The sequence below is a fragment of the Caulobacter sp. UNC358MFTsu5.1 genome (genome assembly GCF_000712075.1).
In the GTDB taxonomy this organism is placed as follows: domain Bacteria; phylum Pseudomonadota; class Alphaproteobacteria; order Caulobacterales; family Caulobacteraceae; genus Caulobacter.
Genome location: NZ_JONW01000005.1, coordinates 351,914 through 368,461 on the forward strand (window position 1 = coordinate 351,914; position 16,548 = coordinate 368,461).

The following is a 16,548-nucleotide window of genomic DNA, read 5'->3' on the forward strand; positions in this document are numbered from 1 at the left end:
GCTAGGTTACCCGCCACCCCTGGGCGATGAACAGGATCTGCTTGTCCATCATCGCCGACAGCTCGGCGGCCGTGGCCTGGCGGCACGCGGCCAGGCGGTAGTTCCAGGCGTAGGCGGCCTTGAGCACGTCGATGGCCAGCTGCGGGTCGAGGTCGGGGCGGACGTCGCCGCGCTCGACGCCGCCCAGCAGGACGTCGCGCAGCATCTCGGTCAGGGGCTCGTTGCGGCCGTACGGCGTGACGCCGGGGTCCTGGCTGGGGCTGTAGGAGGCCGCGATATGGGCCAGGAACAGCTTCACCCGCCGGGTCTCGAACTCGTAGTGGATGGCGAAGATCGAGCACAGCCGGTCGGCCGTCGAGCCGCGCAGGAAGGGCACGACCCGGTCGAACTCGGCGTAGAGGTCGCCCAGGCGTTTATCCATGACATGGCTGAGCACCTCCGCCTTGGAGGCGAAGGTGGTGAAGACGCTGCCGACAGAAACCCCGGCCCGTTCGGCGATCGCCCGGATGGTGGTCTCTTCGTAGCCTGTCTCGTTGAACAGGTCGCGAGCGGCCTCGAGAACCTTCTCGCGCGTCGCCTGTTTCTGCTCGTCTCTTACGCCCACGCATGTCCCCCCGGATAGCCTGCGTCGTACTATTGTCCCGGCGGCGGACGCTCCGACAAAGAGCGTCCGCCCCTGGTCGTGATCTTACGCGCGCGCGCCCGCCAGGATGACCTTCAGTTGATCCGAAAGTCGCGACAGCAGTGCTTCGACCGACCAGGCGTCGAAAATCGCCCGGCGATAGTTGGCCACATACACGTCCCAGATGATCTCGGCGAGCAGCTTAACGTCGGCTTCACCCTTAAGTTCGCCGCGCTCGACGCCGCGGGTCAGCACGCCGTTCAGCAGGTTGAAGATGTGCTTGAGGTGCGAACGGTTGCGGCGCTCGGCGCTTTCCGAACGGGTCCACGACACGGCGATGCTGGCCTGCAGCAGCGGCAGTTGCTCGACATGGAAGCCGTAGGCCACGGCGAACATGCCGATGACGCCTTCTTCCACGGTGGCGGCGGCCAGGCTGGCCTGCTTCATCTGGGCGTAGATGACTTCGTAGTCGGCGGTCAGGATCTCGTCGAACAGCTCGCTCTTGTCCGAGAAGCTGGCGAACACCGCGCCCGTCGACATGCCGGCGGCCTGGGCGATGTCGCGGATGGTCGCGCCTTCGTAGCCACGCTCGGTGAAGAGACGGCGGGCGGCCGACAGGACGCGTTCGCGCGTGCGCTGCTTGGCCAGGGCCCGGCGGGTCAGCTTGACCGGGGTTTCGGTCGGGGACTCGATGTTCAGCGAAACAAAGCTCATTGGGCAGTCTCCAGGCGAGCAAGCGCGGCTTCGGCGCGCTTCTCGAATTCATTGCAATATTCGTCGACGACGGCGGTGAGGACGTCGGCGTAGCGACGCGCCAGGGCGCGTCCGTCCTGCGCGGCGTCACGCAGGTCGATGATCAACTGGCGGACTTCCGCCATGGCGTCTTCGCGCTCGGACGCGGAGAAGTCGGCGACAGCGGCGCAAGCGCTCTGGGCCATTCGGTTTTCTCCTGCCTCCCCGCTGAGGATGGGCGCTGACATGACCTGCGGTGAGGAGTTGATCATGTTCAACGAACGCGCACTGGAATTTGAAGGTGGCGCGTTTATCCCCTGCTGCAAGGGCGCGCAACCAAAAAACCGAACCAAAATCATCGAACAGCAGCGTTTCCGTCATGTATGGTACCGTTCTCGCGCGGTCACTGCGACAAATGCACTCAACGAACAGAGTCGCCGAATCTTGGTATGGAACCCAAGGATGCACGCGCGACCGACTCGCGCGGCCAAGCTTGCGATCCCTTCCTCCGGCGCTCTGGCCAAGCCTGAAGCGAGGGCCTACTTTCCGCCGCCATGAGCCACCTGTTCGATTTCCTGATCCCGATCGCGCTGGCCGCGGTCCTGATCACCCTCTGCGTCGGCATCTACGCCCTGTTCCGGGGCGGGGATTTCGGGCGTTCCTATTCCAACAAGCTGATGCGCCTGCGCGTGGCGCTGCAGTTCGTGGCGGTGCTGGTGCTGGTCGCCGCCTTCTGGTGGCGCAACCACTGACCGTCGTTCTCTCAATGGACGAGGGTCCGTTCGGTTGCGCGACGCGCTCGAGATCGTTCGCGTTCAGATAGATTAGGCAGGGGTCCGCCGATGGTGACGCTGAACCGCATCTACACCCGCACCGGCGACAAGGGCCTGACCCGGCTGTCGACCGGCCAGCCGGTCAGCAAGGCCTCCCTGCGGGTCGAGGCCTATGGCGGGGTCGACGAGACCAATGCCTTCATCGGCGTCGCGCGCCAGCACACCAAGGCCGACGCCGAGCTGGACGCCCTGCTGGAGCGCATCCAGAACGACCTGTTCGACCTGGGCGCGGACCTCGCCACGCCCGAGCAGAACGAAAAGCCCGAATGGGAGCCGCTGCGGGTGGTCGACAGCCAGGTCGAGCGGCTGGAACGCGAGATCGACGCGATGAACGCGCGCCTCTCGCCCCTGACCTCGTTCGTCCTGCCGGCCGGCAGCCCCGCCGCCGCGGCCCTGCACGTGGCCCGCACGGTCTGCCGCCGCGCCGAGCGCAAGCTGGTCGAGCTGATGGGAACCGAGGGCGAGATCGTGGGCGAACCGGCCCTGCGCTATCTCAACCGCCTGTCGGACCTGCTGTTCGTCGCCGCCCGCCGCGCCAACGACGACGGCGCGGCCGACGTCCTGTGGAAGCCGGGCGCGACGCGGTAGGATTTTGAAACCCTCTCCCAGAGGGAGAGGGAGGGACCCGCGCCGCAGGCGTGGGAGGGTGAGGGGTTACACCCTCACCGATTTCGCACGAGCGCCCTGCCGGCACGCCGTCAGACGTTTAAACCCCTCACCCTCCCAGGCTTCGCCTGGGCCCCTCCCTCTCCCTTTGGGAGAGGGTTTCGGGAGGACCTACTTCTTCGCCGAATGCTCGGCCCGGGGGCCTTCCATCTTGTTCGGGTCGGTGTTGATCGGCGGCACGTTCAGCGGCCGGTGCGTGATGGTCTCGATCGAATAGAGCTTGGCGCACTTCATCCACTTGCCCGCCCAGGCATACTCCGGCCCGCGCGCGACGCAGCGGTCGCGCGGCCAGACGTAGAAGTAGTGGAAGCAGAAGACGCTCAGCGTGGCGCCGAGGAACACGGCGAAGAAGATCTTCTGCAGGCGGGAGATGTTGCTCTTCATGGAGCCGCCTCATACTGGGCCGCCGCCCAACTGGCCAGAGACTTCTGGCCAGAGGCTTCTGCGTCGCGGCCGGCGGCGCTGGAAAGCCGGCCCCGGATGCGCTTAGCTGCCCGCGAGCGCGAGGGTCCGCCATGCTGCAGCCGTTCGGTGAGGAAATCTGGCTGGCCGAAGGCTCCATCGCCGTGGTGGCGGGCTTCCGCTATCCGACCCGGACCGCCGTCATCCGCCTGCCCGACGGCGGGCTGTTCGTCTGGTCGCCCATCCGGCTTTCGGACGACCTGAAGGCGGCGGTCGACGCCCTGGGCGAGGTTCGGCACCTGATCGCCCCCAACTCGATGCACCATCTGTTCGTCACCGACTGGCAGCGCGCCTATCCGGCCGCCAGGCTCCACGCCACGCTGGGCCTGCGCCAGAAGCGCCAGGACCTCGACTTCGACGGCGATCTCGAGGACGCCCCGGCCCCCGGCTGGGCCGGCGAGATCGACCAGGTCCTGGTGCGGGGCAACAGGATCACCACCGAGGTCGTGTTCTTCCACCGGCGCAGCGGCACCACGATCTTCACCGACCTGATCCAGCATTTCGGCCCGACCTGGTTCACCGGCTGGCGCGCCGTGGTCGCCCGGCTGGACCTGATGACGGCGCCCGAACCGGAGGTGCCGCGAAAATTCCGCGTCGCCTTCGTCGATCGCCGCGCCGCTCGCATGGCGGTGGAAAAGATCCTGGCCTGGCCGACCCGAAAGGTGGTGATGGCGCACGCCCCGCCCGTCGAAACCGACGGCCAGGCCTTCATCGCCAGGGCGTTCCGATGGTTATCGCCTTGAACGATCCCGTCCTTAAGTGTGCAGCGCAGCGGACGCGGGCGGCGAAGTATCGTACAACTGTTTGAACGTAGCGGCCGTTTATGCGTTACGCTTACGTCAGGGGAAACTTGCAAACCTGCCGCAACGCGGTAAGTGCGTTCGCGCAGGCAGGAAAAACTAGCCAGGAGGCGGCGTAGACCGATGAAGGTTCTGGTCCCGGTCAAACGGGTTATCGATTACAATGTGAAGGTCCGGGTGAAGCCCGATCAGACCGGCGTCGACCTGGCGAACGTCAAGATGTCGATGAACCCCTTCTGCGAGATCGCGGTCGAGGAAGCCGTGCGTCTGAAGGAGAAGGGCGTCGCCACCGAGGTGGTGATCGTCTCGATCGGCCCGGCCCAAGCCCAGGAAACCATCCGCACGGCCCTGGCCATGGGCGGCGACCGCGGCGTGCTGATCACGACCGACGCCGATCCCGAGCCCCTGGCCGTGGCCAAGCTGCTGGCGGCCGTGGTCGCCGAGGAGCAGCCCAACCTCGTCCTGATGGGCAAGCAGGCCATCGACGGCGACAACAACGCCGTGGGCCAGATGCTGTCGGCCCTGCTGGGCTGGCCGCAGGCCACCTACGCCTCGGCCGTTGAGATCTCGGGCTCGACCGCCAAGGTCACCCGCGAAGTCGACGGCGGCCTCCAGACCCTGGACGTCGACCTGCCGGCCGTGGTCACCGCCGACCTGCGCCTGAACGAGCCGCGCTACGCGTCTCTGCCCAACATCATGAAGGCCAAGAAGAAGGAGATCGTCAGCAAGACGGTCGCCGACTACGGCGTCGACATCGCCCCGCGCCTCAAGGTCGTGAAGGTCGCCGAACCGGCCAAGCGCTCGGCCGGCGTCAAGGTGGAAACCGCCGCCGATCTCGTCTCCAAGCTCAAAACCGCGGGGGTGCTGTAATGGCCGTTCTCGTCGTCGCCGATAACGACAACGCGCACCTGCGCGACGGCACCCACAAGACCGTCACCGCCGCCCTGAAGCTGTCGGGCGACGTGGACGTGCTGGTGCTGGGCAAGGGCGTCAGCGGCGTCGCCGCCGAGGCCGCCAAGATCGCCGGCGTCCGCAAGGTGCTGGTCTCCGAGAGCGATGCGCTCGGTCACGGGATCGCCGAGGCGGAAGCCGACGCGGTGCTGGCCGTCGCCGGCGCCTATGACGCCATCCTGGTTCCGGCCACCTCGGGCGGCAAGAACTTCGCCCCGCGCGTCGCCGCCAAGCTGGACGTGGCCCCGATCAGCGACATCGTCGATGTCGTCTCGGCCGACACCTTCACGCGCCCGATCTACGCCGGCAACGCCCTGGAGACCATCCAGACCAGCGACGCCAAGAAGGTGATCACCGTGCGTCCCACCGCCTTCGCGGCGGCGGGCGAAGGCGGCTCGGCCTCGGTGGAGACCGTGGGCGGCGCCGACGCCGGCAAGACCCGCTTCGTCAGCGAAGAGATGGTCAAGTCCGACCGTCCGGAACTGGCCGCGGCCAAGATCGTCGTCTCGGGCGGCCGCGCCATGGGCTCGGCCGAGGAGTTCCAGAAGGTGGTCGAGCCCCTGGCCGACAAGCTGGGCGCCGCCGTCGGCGCCTCGCGTGCGGCCGTGGACGCCGGCTACGCGCCGAACGACTACCAGGTCGGCCAGACCGGCAAGGTGGTCGCCCCGGCGCTGTACATCGCCATCGGCATCTCGGGCGCCATCCAGCACCTGGCCGGGATGAAGGACTCCAAGGTGATCGTCGCGATCAACAAGGACGCCGACGCCCCGATCTTCCAGATCGCCGACTATGGCCTGGTCGCCGACTACAAGACCGCCGTGCCGGAACTGATGGACGCCCTGACGGCGGCCGGTAAGTAAGGCTTTCGCGGTTTCGCGAATGGAGAAGGCCCGGGCGCGATCCCGGGCCTTTTTCTTTGGGCGCCGCGGGCGAAGGTGGGGACACACACTCACCCCGCCGCCTCGCCCCTTGACCATGAGCCGTGGGGTGAGTGTGTGTCCCCCGTGTCTGTCACCGATCCCACCAAGGACCCCGCATGCCCTACGTCACCCATCGCGGCCAGCGCATCCACTACACCGTCGAGGGCGAGGGACCGCTGGTGGTGCTGCAGCACGGGCTGTTCATGGACAGCGAGAGCTGGCGGGCCAACGGGATCGTCGACGCGCTGAAGGGCCGCCACCGCGTGGCCTGCGTCGACTCGCTGGGCCACGGCCTCAGCGACAAGCCGGCCGATCCGGCCCTCTACGCCCAGGACCAGCGGGCCGGCGACCTGGCGGCGGTGATCGACGATCTGGGAGAGTCCAGCGCGGCGGTGTTCGGCTATTCGATGGGCGCGTGGATGGCCGTGGGCCTGGCCAGGCATCACCCCGAGAAGGTCTCGCGCCTGATCGTCGGCGGCTGGGACCTGGTCAACGGCGTTCCCAAGGGACCGCAGGGCCCGCTGACCTTCGACATCTTCATGGCCTTCGCCCGCGCCACCGCCCCGGCCCTGGTGGGCTGGGTGACGCCGGAGATCGAGCCGGCCATGCGCGCCTGCTTCGAGGCCCTGGGCCAGCTGGACGGCGCGCCCGAGGCGGTGCTGGGCGGCGGCTTCCCGGTGCTGCTGTGGGACGGGCGCGAAGACCCCTATCACGCCCCGATGCAGGCCTTCGCCGCCGCCCAGGGCCTGCCGTTCCTGTCCAGCGACGGCGGCCACGTGCCGGCCATCGTCACGCCGGGGGCGGAGACCGTCCGTCAGTTGGTCGGATTCCTCGACACCCCTTGAACCCGCTCATCCCGGCGAATGCCGGGACCCAGATCCTATGGCGGAGGGTCTGATTGGATGGACCCAGCGTTCTTGGCGTCCGCCCCATCGCCATTCCATCTGGGTCCCGGCATTCGCCGGGATGAGCGGAGGGTGGGGTTAGCGCGGGCTGTGGATCGGCACGCTGGCCGCCCAGGGGACCTCGGCGTTGGGCAGCGGGGCCGACAGCCTGTCGAGCGAAGCGAACAGGAAGGTCAGGACGGCGACGCCGGAGATCAGAAGCAGCTTCATGGGAGCACCTGTGAGAATGGATGGCGGCCACGGCGGCCTTGCACAGGTAGAATGGCTCGACAGGGCTTGAATTACGAACGATGGTATCTGGCCTAACTTGTGAGCCAGACTAACGACCCCAATGGCATCCATGCGCCTGCCGCCATTCCTGACCCTGACCGCCCTCGAGGCCGCCGCCCGCCATCGCAGCTACAGCCGCGCGGCCCGCGAGCTGTTCGTCACCCACGGCGCGGTCAGCCAGCAGATCCGCAAGCTGGAAGACGAGCTGGGGACCAAGCTGTTCGTCCGCCAGGGCAACGCCATGGTCCCCACCGCCACCGGCCAGCGCCTGGCCGGCCACGTCACCGACGCCCTGGCGACCTTGCGGGCGGGCGTCGACGAGGCGCGGCTGGCCGCCAACGGCCCGCTGGTGATCAGCAGCAGCGCCGCCTTCGCCCGGGGCTGGCTGGTCACCCGCCTGGAACGCCTGGCCCGCGAGGTGGACGAGCCCGACCTGATCCTCCGCGCCGAGGACCGCGTCGCCGACCTGACCACCGACGGCGTCGACATCGCCCTGCGCTTCGGCCTGGGCGCCTGGCCGGGCGTGGAGGTGGCCACCCTGATGATCGAGCGGCTGTTCCCGGTCTGCAGCCCCGATTTCCTGGTGCGCCACCCGATCAGGGAACCGCGCGACCTGCTGGACGTGCCCCTGCTGCGCCACGTCGGCCTGCCGTGGTCGATGTGGCTGACGGCCATGGGCGTGGACGAGGTCCCGCGCCAGCAGGGCCTGGGCTTCGAGGACACCGCCCTGATGCTGGACACGGCGGCGCACGGGGTGGGCGTGGCCCTGGCCCGCAGCGGCCTGGCCGAACGCGACCTGCGCGAGGGCCGCCTGGTCCGCCCGTTCGCCGACACCATGGGGGGCGAGGTGGCGGTCGAGACCGGCAACCACTTCGTCTGGCGCGCCGACAGCCCCAAGCTGGCGCGGATCCTCAAGCTGCGGGACTGGTTCCTGGCGGAGACGGCGGGGTTGCGGGGGTAGCTACCCCTCCTCCGTCATCCCGCGCATCCCGTCGGCGAACTTGCGCATCAGGCGCACCAGGTCGTCGAAGTCCCGCGCGTTCCAGTCCTCGAACAGCTGCACCGCCATGCGCCCGCGCGCGGCGTCCAGGGCGTCGGTGGCGGCGCGGCCCTTGGCGGTGACCACCGCCTCGCGGACCCGGCGGTCGACCTGGCCGGCCCGGCGCTCGACCAGGCCCAGCTCCTCCAGCCGCGCCACCTGGCGGCTGACCGTGGTGTGGTCGCGCCCCACCCGGCCGGCCAGGTCGACCACGCCGATCGGCCCCAGGCGCTGGATGAACACCAGCAGCGGGAACAGGGCGCGCTCCAGCGCCAGCCCGGCCTTTTCCAGCAGGGCGGCGTCGTTCTCGGGCCGGTTCAGCACGCTGGCGATATCGATCAGCGACCGGTGCAGCTCGGGCAGCGAACGCAATATATGTGTATTTTGCACATTATTTGTTGACATGGATCCTGCGGTCTCGATATGTGTGCGAAATACACACATTATCGAGGCGGCCATGAACAAGCAAGCTTCCACCAACACTCAAGTCCTGATCTGCGGCGCCGGCGCGGCCGGCCTGACCCTGGCGATCGACCTGGCCCGGCGCGGCGTGGCGATCCGGCTGATCGACAAGCTGCCCGCCCCGTTCGCCGGCTCGCGCGGCAAGGGGATCCAGCCCCGCACCCTGGAGGTGCTGGAGGACCTGGGCGTCGTCGACCGCCTGGCGGCCGTGGGCGCGCCCTATCCGGTCCAGCGCCTGCACAAGGCCGACGGGACGTTCACTGACAGCCAGGAGGTCATGGTCTCGCCGCCGACGCCGGAGGAGCCCTACCGCACGCCCCTGATGGTCCCGCAGTTCCGCACCGAGGCGGTGCTGCGCGAGCGCCTGGCCGAACTGGGCGGGACGGTCGAGTACGGCCGCGCGCTGACGGGCTTCGACCAGGACGCCGACGGGGTCACGGCCACGGTCGCCGGTCCGGACGGGACCGAGACGATCCGCTGCGGCTGGCTGGTCGGCGGCGACGGCGGCCGCTCGTTCGTGCGCCACGTCCTGGACATCGGCTTCCCCGGCAAGACCCTGGGCGTGCGAGCCGTCGTCGCCGACATCGCGCTGGAGGGCCTGTCGCGCGACTTCTGGCATCGCTGCGGCGAGGGCGACATGGACCGGCAGATCGGCCTGTGCCCCCTGCCCCACACCGACCTGTTCCAGCTTCAGGCGCCGATCCCTCTCGAGGGCGAGATCGACCTGTCCGTCGCCGGCCTGCAGGCCTTCATCGACGATCGCTGGACCGCCGGTCGCCTGAAGGTGAACCGCGTGGACTGGGCCTCGGCCTACAGCATGAACGCCCGCCTGGCCGACCGTTACCGCGAGGGCCGGGTGCTGCTGATGGCCGACGCCGCCCACATCCATCCGCCGACCGGAGGCCAGGGCCTGAACACCAGCCTGCAGGACGCCTACAATCTGGGCTGGAAGCTGGCCGCCGTGCTGGCCGGCGCGCCCGACGCCCTGATCGACACCTATGAAGAGGAGCGCCGCCCGATCGCCGCCGGCATGCTGGGCCTGGCCACGGGCCTGCTGGAAAAGGCCAAGCAGGGCGAGATCAAGCGCGGCCGCGAGGTGCACCAGCTGGACCTGGGCTACCGCTTCTCGTCGCTGGCCCCGGACGCCGTCCGGCCGGAAGACCTGCTGCAACCCGGAGACCGCGCGCCCGACGGCCGCCTGGCGGGCGCGGCCGGCGGCGCCAAGCGCCTGTTCGACCTGCTGGCCGGTCCGCACTGGACCCTGCTGGCGCGCGCCGTCGACCCGGCCGCCCTTCCGGCGCCCCGCCCCGGCCTGCACGTCCACCGCGTCGGCGGCGCGAGCGGCGACCTCCGGGACCCCGACGACGTGCTGGGCGCGACCTACGGCCTGGCCGAAGGCGAGGCGGTCCTGATCCGGCCGGACGGCTATGTCGCGGCGTTCCCGGCCGCGACGGACGGGGCGCGGCTGGAGGGCTATCTGGCGGAGGTGGGGCTGGACGCGCCCTCCCGGGCGGCGCGGGCGGCCTAGCGCCTAGCCGCCGCGCTCGCAGCCCAGCACGGCCCCGACCACCAGGGCCAGGGCGCCCGCCACCAGCAGGAGGAACTTGACCCAGGTCGCGACCTGGGCCGCCCGCGCCGTCCCGTCCCGGGCGCCCTTGGCGATCATCCAGGCCTCGAGCCCGTCCTCGACCAGGTCGGCCAGGGCGGCCAGCAGCACCAGGCCGGCGCCGGCCCGGAACATCGGCGTCAGATAGGCGTGGACCGGGACGCCATGGCCGTAGACCGGCTGGTTGACGATCAGCAGCTGGGCCAGGACCACGGCGAAGGCCGCGTAGCCGGCGATGAACAGCAGGTCGAAGCCGAACGCGGTCCGGACATAGGCGAAGACCTTGGGCGGGTCCGCCGCCGCCCGCCAGCGCGCCACCGCCGCGTCGAAGGCCGCCGCCGTCCGCCGCCGCTGCAGGCCCAGGGTGGTGGGCAGCTTCATCCTGCGCAGCTTGCGGTCGGCCCAGCCGATGACGCCACCGCCGACCGCCATCGCCAGGAGCGCCGCCGCCAGCCACCGCCACAGCTCCACGCCCTTGGCCTTGCCCGGCGCCGGGCGGGTCTGGCCGCCGACCGCCTGGAGGCCGACGTCGCCCAGGATGTCGCGCAGCCGGGTCTCGGCCAGGCAGGCGCTCTTCATCTTCAGGTCCGGCGCGATCAGAAGCCGCTGGGCGTCCTTCGGCTTCGGCTGGATGCCCAGGGCCTCGTCGGCGTGCTGCATGGCGCTCTTGGACAGCGCCCAGTCCATCGGCACCTGGCCGCTGCTGGGCTTGCACAGGTGCACCAGGCGATAGGTCGGCGACACGCCCCATTCCCCGGCCTCCTCGGGACTCGCCTTCGGCGCGGCCTCGCCGGGGGCGGGGCGGTCGTCCGGGGCGATGTCGCCGCCGTGGTTGCGCACGGTCTGGGCCAGGGACATGGCCGCCGCCGTATCGTGGGAACCGCGCGAGGCGGCCAGGCCCAGCAGCGGCCCCAGCACGTCGGGCGCGAAGTCCTGCGGCTTGGCCTTGAACAGCGGGTCGGGCTCGCAGCCCTCGGGCGGCTTGCCCCCCGGCGGCGTCTCGCAGACCTCGGCGCCCGCCCGGATCAGGTCGGCGGCCGTGTCGTCCTGGCTGGTGGCGTTGTTCAGCTCGATGAACACCGGCTTGAGCTTGTACCCGCCGGCGTTGGCCAGGCGCAGGGCCGCCGCGGCGACGTCGGCCATCGAGGTCACCCCGCCGCCGTCGAAATAGCCGCCATCCAGCAGGTGGCCCTGGCTTTGGCGATGGGCGTCGATCAGGGTGCCGCCCGGGCTGACCAGCGGGAAGCGCGCGCCGTTGTGGATGGCCGTCGAGATCCGCACGTCGCGGCCGGTCAGGGCGTGGAAGTCCACCGCGTTGGGGAAGTCCTCGGGCGTGATGGCGATGTCGGCGGTGATGATGCGCCGGCCGTCCTCCTGCCGGGCGCCGTTGATGATCACGATGGGCAGCCAGGACGGCGCGGCGGCGCCGGCGGCCGGACGCCACAGCGACAGGAACGGCCGCGTCCACAGGTCGGCCTCGGCGCACCGCGCCTGGCCGGCGGTCTCGTCGCCCGCGCGCCGGCAGTGCTGCCGCCAGCCGGACTCGAAGCCGGTCTCCAGGGTCTCGGCGCGGTCGGGCAGGACCGGCAGGGCCACGGGCAGGAAGCGCTGGGCCAGGTCGGGGAACAGCAGGCCCGAGACGGCCGGGCTGAGATAGTCGATCCCCGCCACGTCGGCCACGCGGTCGGCGAACGGCGCGCCGTCCAGGTCCGGCCGGTCGGCCAGGGTCGAGACATAGGCCATCACCCCAACCGAGCCGCCCGAGACGCTGCTGATGGCGAACACCCGGTCGCTGAACGGCCTGGGCTGGTCCTTGGTCTCGTACTGCAGCTTGCCCAGGACGTCGGCGGCCCAGTAGCCGGCGCGCGACGCCCCGCCCTGGGCGGCCACGAAGACGATCGGCGTCTCCGGCCCGCCCGGCTGGCACGCCTGCGGTCCCTGGGCCCGGCACCAGGCGTCCAGCCGCATGGCGATGGTGTCCTTGCCGGTCTTGGGATCGGGACGATCGGTCGCTTCCGGCGGGACCGGGCGGGCGGGCGGCAGCGGCATGGCCGCGTCGGCGTCGGTCTGGCGCTGCAGCGTGCGGCGGCCGATCGCGTGGTTGTCGTTGATGAAGCTGAAGCCCAAGGCCAGCAGCACCAGCCCGGTCAGCACCGGCAGACGGGTCGAACGGCTGGCGTGCAGCATGGCGGCCAGGGCGGCGGTGATGAAGGCCAGGCCCAGGAAGACCACGCTGATGGCGCCCAGGAACTGCGACGGCCCCACCGGCCAGACGCACAGCACCGCCATCGACGCCAGGCCCAGGACGAAGGTGCCCCACCGGGTCAGCCGGCTGAGCCGGCGATTGTCCAGCCGGAAGTACATCGTGACGTGGCGCCGGGCCCAGAGCACGAACACGGCCACCAGGCCCAGGCCGAAGAAGATCCAGGGCAGGGCCCAGAGGTCGACCTCGGCCCGCCAGGTCGCCACCCCGGCGATGAAGAACGGCCCGCCGCCCAGGATGCGCGGCGTCCACTCGCGCAGCCAGTCGATCAGCCGCGACTGCCGGCGACGGGCGGCGAACGCCTGGGGCTCGCGCCGCCGGTGCTGCTCGATGATGTAGCGGGTCCAGAACCAGCACTGGAAGCCGTAGAAGGCGGTGGCCAGCACCATCCAGGCGGCCTTGCAGGTGTCCGACCCGGCGGTCACCGCCAGGTCCGCGCCCTGTTCCATGAACATCAGCGCCGCGCAGACCACCAGCAGGGCGGCCACGGCCGGCGCGCCGCGGATGGCTTCCAGGTCGGACACGAGCGCGGCCCAGAACGCCTGGATCGGCGCGAGCCAGCGCCTGAGGCGATCGCGGGCGGTTCTCCAGGCCGAGGCCTTTTCCGGTTGCCCGGTTTCCGGTTGATCGTCCATCGCGCCCCAGCCCCCCGAGGTCGACGCTCCAGGGCGCCGTCGCCGGTCAGCCTAACCCAGAGTTGAAGGTTTTCAATCTATAGAGACAACCACTCTCGCCAAAGGCGCATGGCCGGTCGCCGCGATCCGCGCCCTCACGCCGTCCTGAACCCGCGCAGCACATTGGCCTCGGTGCTCAGCTGCAGCTGGGCGTAGTCGATGCGCGGCGTGTCGGAGAACAGCAGGTAGTAGTACTTCATCTGCTCGGACCACCAGTAGCCGGGGCAGTTGTCGCCCTGGGTCATCGGCCGGGTGGTGATGTCCTTCAGCGCCGTGTAGCCGAAGGCGGCGCGGCTGGTGGCCTTCATCTCGCGATAGTGGATCGCCGCCAGCCGGCGATAGCGGTCGTCGCCGTCGTCCAGCCACAGGTTCAGGCAGGCGTCGGGATATTCCGGACGCAGGCCGGTGTGCTTGCGGCGCGGCTGGGCCGTGGTCACGTCGATGGACTCGGGGATCACCCCGAACCTCTCCTGGAGGTAGGTGAACGAGGCCAGGTAGTCGTCGCCCTGGACCTTGCGGCCGATCTGGCTCAGCAGGCCGGCATAGTAGCAGGCCAGCTCGCTCTGGGCCGTGGCGGTCACCGCCCCGGTCTCGAAATCGACCATCGGGAACCACAGCCGGCCGTCGTAGCGCTTGGCCTGGTGGGCCAGCTGGGCGTCGATGCACTCGACCGCCCAGCGCTGGCAGTCGGCGTCGGCGAACAGCTCCCAGCCGTCCTGCAGGTACTCGTAGAAGCTGTCGGCATAGACGTCGATGCTGGCGTTGCGGCTGGTGAACTCGCCGGTCACCGCGTGGATGTTGGCGGCCATCAGGCCGATCTTCGAACGGCGGTCCAGGGCGTGGCGCATGGCCCGCTTGGCCATGTCGAAATACTTGCGGTCGCCGGTCAGCTGGCTCAGCACCCCGAACTCGGACAGGTAGGTGCCGATCTCTGCCAGGTTGGTCTCGGGGTCGCTGACCGCCCCGGTGCGCAGGTTCACATAGCGATACGGCAGGCCGTGGGGCGAGGCCTCGAAGGCCTTGGCCAGGCGGTCGGCCAGGTCGCGGGCCTTGGCCAGCAGCACGGGATCGCCGCAGGCCAGGTGGGCCGAGAGGAGGCCGCCGACCAGGCGGATGTTGGTCTCGAAGACCTGCGCATTGCCGTCGACGTCGAAGTCGAGGTTCTGCTTCACCCAGTCGACGCCCGCCTGGAATTCGGCGTCCAGCCCCATGATCCATAGGGTGTCCAGCGCCTCGACCAGCGACAGGCCCAGGTCGTGGCCCTCGACGAAGAACGATTGCGACGTGCCGCTGACCGGGTTGATCTCGTCCTTGCCCCAGGCCTTGGCGACATAACCGCGCCAGGCCCACTGGAACTCGGAGCGGACGTCGGCGGCCAGGGCCTTCCAATCCTCGGCGGGAGCGGCGGCGGCGAAGGCGGGGGTCGCGGCGGCCGAGGCGACCAGGGCCAGGGCGCGACGGCGGGAGGGGCGGAAGCTGTGCATGGCGGGAGCCTATCTCATTGCTGTCGTCCCGGAAGCCTCGCAGAGGCTGTCCGGGATCCAGGGCGCCGGGCTGATGCTTTGCGGGTTCAGCTGGGCCCGGACAAGCGCCGCGCGCTTTCCGGGACGGCAACCGCATCCACAACCCTGGAGAATAGCCCCTGCGGCGTTTCCGCTGCGTCGCAGCAAAGCCTTGGCGACGACGGGGTTGGTCGTGCTAGAAAAGCCGGCATGAACTCGGGCACGGCGCGTGACGCCCTGCCTCGCCTCGAACAAGGCTAGTCTGAATGACGGATATCAAGACGGTCGGCGTGATCGGCGCGGGCCAGATGGGGTCGGGGATCGCTCATGTCGTCGCCCTGGGCGGCTACGACGTGCGCCTGCACGACGTCTCGCGCGAGCGCATCGACGCCGGCCTGGCCCTGGTCGAGAAGAACATGGCCCGCCAGGTGCATCGCGGCATCATCGACCAGGACGCGATGGACGCGGCCCTGAAGCGGATCACCGCCGCCGAGGACCTGGCCCTGGTCGGCGCGACCGACCTGGCCATCGAGGCGGCCACCGAGAACGAGGAGATCAAGAAGTCGATCTTCCGCGGCCTGCAGCCCCACCTGGGCCCCAACACCCTGCTAGCCTCGAACACCTCGTCGATCTCGATCACCCGGCTGGCCAGCGCCACCGACCGCCCCGAGCGGTTCATCGGCCTGCACTTCATGAATCCCGTCCCGCTGATGAAGCTGGTCGAGATCATCCGCGGCATCGCCACCGACGTGCCGACCTACGAGCGCGCCGTGGCCTTCGCCAAGTCGCTGGGCAAGATCACCAGCAACGCCGAGGACTTCCCCGCCTTCATCGTCAACCGCGTGCTGGTGCCGATGATCAACGAGGCGATCTACACCCTGTACGAGGGGGTCGGCACGGTCGACGCCATCGACACCGCCATGAAGCTGGGCGCCAACCATCCGATGGGCCCGCTGGAGCTGGGCGACTTCATCGGCCTGGACACCGTGCTGAGCATCATGAACGTGCTCTACGAAGGCCTGGCCGACAGCAAGTACCGCCCCTGCCCGCTGCTGGTGAAGTATGTCGAGGCCGGCTGGCTGGGCAAGAAGACCGGCCGAGGCTTCTACGACTACCGCGGCGACGTGCCGGTGCCGACGCGGTAGGGGCTACCAGAGCGTCGGGACGCCGTAGGCGACGAGTTGCGGGTCGCGGGTGATCACGGTGGCGTTCTCGACCAGTCCCTGGGCGGCGATCAGACGGTCGAACGGATCGCCCTGCTGACGAGGCAGCCGGCCCGCAGTCACGGCGTGGCGGGTCTCGACAGGTAACCAGGTGAAATCGAGCGCACGCACCGCATCCTCGATGTCGGCCGGCAATAGCTGGATTTCGGCGCTGCGGGGTCGCTTGAACTCGATTTCGTAGGCGCAGGCGGCGCTGACGAAGACTTCGTTGTCGATGTCCTTGAGCAAGGCGGCGAGTCTCGAAGGCAGACGCCGTGACTGGCTCAGCGCCCAGATGACAGCGTGGGTATCAAGCAGCAGCTTCATCGTCGGTCGGGAAGATCGGCCCATCGACCGCGTCCAAGGTCTCGGGATCGGGCCCGATGAAGAGGTCTTCGGGCAGGTCGAGGTTCAGGTGGTCCCAGATCCCAAGTTGACGCTCGCGTTTCGGCGAGGCCGTGTCTGGGATCGAGGCATTGTCCGGGACCGGCGACGGCGTCGCGACCGCCAGCACCTCGCCGTCGCGTGTCAACTCCACGACTTCGCCAGCCTGAAGATGCGCCAGGAACTCGGCCAGATCGGCCAGTCGTTGATGTCGACCCGGGTCGTCATGACGCGAGCATAACACCGGAACACAAC

At 69.6% G+C, this 16,548-nt stretch carries 20 protein-coding genes; 10 read left to right on the forward strand and 10 right to left on the reverse strand.

The window, feature by feature from the left end; translation table 11 throughout:
• Position 1: 1 nt before the first annotated feature.
• The 3 genes from BR39_RS0103745 to BR39_RS0103755 form a co-directional block, all read right to left on the reverse strand.
• Entirely contained in the window at positions 2-604 is a 603-nt protein-coding gene (locus tag BR39_RS0103745) for a TetR/AcrR family transcriptional regulator (protein WP_029907880.1), read from the reverse strand.
• An 84-nt stretch (positions 605-688) separates the two neighbouring features.
• Entirely contained in the window at positions 689-1,336 is a 648-nt protein-coding gene (locus tag BR39_RS0103750; protein ID WP_029907882.1) for a TetR/AcrR family transcriptional regulator, read from the reverse strand.
• Positions 1,333-1,560, reverse strand: a complete 228-nt coding sequence (locus tag BR39_RS0103755) for a hypothetical protein (RefSeq protein ID WP_029907884.1) — start codon at positions 1,558-1,560, stop codon at positions 1,333-1,335. Before BR39_RS0103755 ends, BR39_RS0103750 begins: the two co-directional genes overlap by 4 nt.
• Positions 1,561-1,624: 64 nt before the next feature.
• On the opposite strand from BR39_RS0103755, the gene BR39_RS26360 reads away from it, so the two are divergent.
• The 3 genes from BR39_RS26360 to BR39_RS0103765 all read left to right on the forward strand — a co-directional run bounded on the left by BR39_RS26360 (position 1,625) and on the right by BR39_RS0103765 (position 2,775).
• A complete protein-coding gene (locus BR39_RS26360; protein WP_156035572.1) occupies positions 1,625-1,912 on the forward strand; it encodes a hypothetical protein in 288 nt (95 codons plus the stop codon).
• Entirely contained in the window at positions 1,909-2,106 is a 198-nt protein-coding gene (locus BR39_RS0103760) for a twin transmembrane helix small protein (protein WP_029907886.1), read from the forward strand. The genes BR39_RS26360 and BR39_RS0103760 overlap by 4 nt, the downstream gene beginning before the upstream one ends.
• Before the next feature lie 90 nt (positions 2,107-2,196).
• Positions 2,197-2,775, forward strand: a complete 579-nt coding sequence (locus BR39_RS0103765) for a cob(I)yrinic acid a,c-diamide adenosyltransferase (protein ID WP_029907888.1) — start codon at positions 2,197-2,199, stop codon at positions 2,773-2,775.
• A 189-nt stretch (positions 2,776-2,964) separates the two neighbouring features.
• On the opposite strand, the gene BR39_RS0103770 is transcribed toward BR39_RS0103765, so the two are convergent.
• The gene (locus BR39_RS0103770; protein ID WP_029907889.1) at positions 2,965-3,237 is read right to left on the reverse strand and encodes a hypothetical protein; all 273 of its coding nucleotides are present in this window, start codon (positions 3,235-3,237) and stop codon (positions 2,965-2,967) included.
• 131 nt (positions 3,238-3,368) lie between these two features.
• Between BR39_RS0103770 and BR39_RS0103775 the strand changes: the two genes are divergently transcribed.
• The 4 genes from BR39_RS0103775 to BR39_RS0103790 all read left to right on the forward strand — a co-directional run bounded on the left by BR39_RS0103775 (position 3,369) and on the right by BR39_RS0103790 (position 6,831).
• Positions 3,369-4,058, forward strand: a complete 690-nt coding sequence (locus BR39_RS0103775; protein WP_029907892.1) for a DUF4336 domain-containing protein — start codon at positions 3,369-3,371, stop codon at positions 4,056-4,058.
• 180 nt (positions 4,059-4,238) lie between these two features.
• On the forward strand, positions 4,239-4,985 hold the full coding sequence (locus BR39_RS0103780) for an electron transfer flavoprotein subunit beta/FixA family protein (protein WP_029907894.1): 747 nt from the start codon (positions 4,239-4,241) through the stop codon (positions 4,983-4,985).
• Positions 4,985-5,926 (forward strand): electron transfer flavoprotein subunit alpha/FixB family protein, encoded by a 942-nt coding sequence (locus BR39_RS0103785; protein WP_029907896.1) that lies wholly within the window; start codon positions 4,985-4,987, stop codon positions 5,924-5,926. Before BR39_RS0103780 ends, BR39_RS0103785 begins: the two co-directional genes overlap by 1 nt.
• A gap of 176 nt (positions 5,927-6,102) precedes the next feature.
• Entirely contained in the window at positions 6,103-6,831 is a 729-nt protein-coding gene (locus BR39_RS0103790; RefSeq protein ID WP_029907898.1) for an alpha/beta fold hydrolase, read from the forward strand.
• A gap of 138 nt (positions 6,832-6,969) precedes the next feature.
• On the opposite strand, the gene BR39_RS27225 is transcribed toward BR39_RS0103790, so the two are convergent.
• Positions 6,970-7,101, reverse strand: coding sequence for a hypothetical protein (locus tag BR39_RS27225; RefSeq protein ID WP_255347285.1), 132 nt, complete (start codon positions 7,099-7,101; stop codon positions 6,970-6,972).
• Between the two features lie 130 nt (positions 7,102-7,231).
• Between BR39_RS27225 and BR39_RS0103800 the strand changes: the two genes are divergently transcribed.
• Positions 7,232-8,122, forward strand: coding sequence for a LysR substrate-binding domain-containing protein (locus BR39_RS0103800; protein ID WP_029907899.1), 891 nt, complete (start codon positions 7,232-7,234; stop codon positions 8,120-8,122).
• On the opposite strand, the gene BR39_RS0103805 is transcribed toward BR39_RS0103800, so the two are convergent.
• A complete protein-coding gene (locus tag BR39_RS0103805; RefSeq protein WP_197026636.1) occupies positions 8,123-8,572 on the reverse strand; it encodes a MarR family winged helix-turn-helix transcriptional regulator in 450 nt (149 codons plus the stop codon).
• 85 nt (positions 8,573-8,657) lie between these two features.
• Here BR39_RS0103805 and BR39_RS0103810 point away from each other — a divergent pair, with 85 nt between their 5' ends.
• Complete coding sequence (locus BR39_RS0103810; RefSeq protein WP_029907903.1) at positions 8,658-10,190, forward strand: FAD-dependent oxidoreductase; 1,533 nt, start codon at positions 8,658-8,660, stop codon at positions 10,188-10,190.
• 3 nt (positions 10,191-10,193) lie between these two features.
• Here BR39_RS0103810 and BR39_RS0103815 read toward each other — a convergent pair whose 3' ends face one another.
• Both BR39_RS0103815 and BR39_RS0103820 read right to left on the reverse strand, forming a co-directional pair.
• Entirely contained in the window at positions 10,194-13,166 is a 2,973-nt protein-coding gene (locus BR39_RS0103815; protein ID WP_029907905.1) for a hypothetical protein, read from the reverse strand.
• A gap of 134 nt (positions 13,167-13,300) precedes the next feature.
• Positions 13,301-14,689, reverse strand: a complete 1,389-nt coding sequence (locus tag BR39_RS0103820) for a glycoside hydrolase family 47 protein (protein ID WP_029907906.1) — start codon at positions 14,687-14,689, stop codon at positions 13,301-13,303.
• Between the two features lie 284 nt (positions 14,690-14,973).
• Between BR39_RS0103820 and BR39_RS0103825 the strand changes: the two genes are divergently transcribed.
• Complete coding sequence (locus BR39_RS0103825; RefSeq protein WP_029907907.1) at positions 14,974-15,852, forward strand: 3-hydroxybutyryl-CoA dehydrogenase; 879 nt, start codon at positions 14,974-14,976, stop codon at positions 15,850-15,852.
• A gap of 3 nt (positions 15,853-15,855) precedes the next feature.
• On the opposite strand, the gene BR39_RS0103830 is transcribed toward BR39_RS0103825, so the two are convergent.
• Both BR39_RS0103830 and BR39_RS26030 read right to left on the reverse strand, forming a co-directional pair.
• Positions 15,856-16,236: a type II toxin-antitoxin system VapC family toxin gene (locus BR39_RS0103830; protein ID WP_029907908.1), complete on the reverse strand. Its 381-nt coding sequence runs from the start codon at positions 16,234-16,236 to the stop codon at positions 15,856-15,858.
• Positions 16,220-16,441 (reverse strand): hypothetical protein, encoded by a 222-nt coding sequence (locus BR39_RS26030; protein WP_231499392.1) that lies wholly within the window; start codon positions 16,439-16,441, stop codon positions 16,220-16,222. The genes BR39_RS0103830 and BR39_RS26030 overlap by 17 nt, the downstream gene beginning before the upstream one ends.
• Between the last annotated feature and the right edge of the window lie 107 nt (positions 16,442-16,548).

Excerpts from the sequence above, each read along its gene's own strand:
- BR39_RS0103750 (WP_029907882.1), bottom strand. The coding sequence starts at position 1,336 with ATGAGCTTTGTTTCGCTGAACATCGAGTCCCCGACCGAAACCCCGGTC.
- BR39_RS0103755 (WP_029907884.1), bottom strand. The coding sequence starts at position 1,560 with ATGGCCCAGAGCGCTTGCGCCGCTGTCGCCGACTTCTCCGCGTCCGAG.
- BR39_RS26360 (WP_156035572.1), top strand. The coding sequence starts at position 1,625 with ATGTTCAACGAACGCGCACTGGAATTTGAAGGTGGCGCGTTTATCCCC.
- BR39_RS0103760 (WP_029907886.1), top strand. The coding sequence starts at position 1,909 with ATGAGCCACCTGTTCGATTTCCTGATCCCGATCGCGCTGGCCGCGGTC.
- BR39_RS0103765 (WP_029907888.1), top strand. The coding sequence starts at position 2,197 with ATGGTGACGCTGAACCGCATCTACACCCGCACCGGCGACAAGGGCCTG.
- BR39_RS0103770 (WP_029907889.1), bottom strand. The coding sequence starts at position 3,237 with ATGAAGAGCAACATCTCCCGCCTGCAGAAGATCTTCTTCGCCGTGTTC.
- BR39_RS0103775 (WP_029907892.1), top strand. The coding sequence starts at position 3,369 with ATGCTGCAGCCGTTCGGTGAGGAAATCTGGCTGGCCGAAGGCTCCATC.
- BR39_RS0103780 (WP_029907894.1), top strand. The coding sequence starts at position 4,239 with ATGAAGGTTCTGGTCCCGGTCAAACGGGTTATCGATTACAATGTGAAG.
- BR39_RS0103785 (WP_029907896.1), top strand. The coding sequence starts at position 4,985 with ATGGCCGTTCTCGTCGTCGCCGATAACGACAACGCGCACCTGCGCGAC.
- BR39_RS0103790 (WP_029907898.1), top strand. The coding sequence starts at position 6,103 with ATGCCCTACGTCACCCATCGCGGCCAGCGCATCCACTACACCGTCGAG.
- BR39_RS27225 (WP_255347285.1), bottom strand. The coding sequence starts at position 7,101 with ATGAAGCTGCTTCTGATCTCCGGCGTCGCCGTCCTGACCTTCCTGTTC.
- BR39_RS0103800 (WP_029907899.1), top strand. The coding sequence starts at position 7,232 with ATGCGCCTGCCGCCATTCCTGACCCTGACCGCCCTCGAGGCCGCCGCC.
- BR39_RS0103810 (WP_029907903.1), top strand. The coding sequence starts at position 8,658 with ATGAACAAGCAAGCTTCCACCAACACTCAAGTCCTGATCTGCGGCGCC.
- BR39_RS0103815 (WP_029907905.1), bottom strand. The coding sequence starts at position 13,166 with ATGGACGATCAACCGGAAACCGGGCAACCGGAAAAGGCCTCGGCCTGG.
- BR39_RS0103820 (WP_029907906.1), bottom strand. The coding sequence starts at position 14,689 with ATGCACAGCTTCCGCCCCTCCCGCCGTCGCGCCCTGGCCCTGGTCGCC.
- BR39_RS0103825 (WP_029907907.1), top strand. The coding sequence starts at position 14,974 with ATGACGGATATCAAGACGGTCGGCGTGATCGGCGCGGGCCAGATGGGG.
- BR39_RS0103830 (WP_029907908.1), bottom strand. The coding sequence starts at position 16,236 with ATGAAGCTGCTGCTTGATACCCACGCTGTCATCTGGGCGCTGAGCCAG.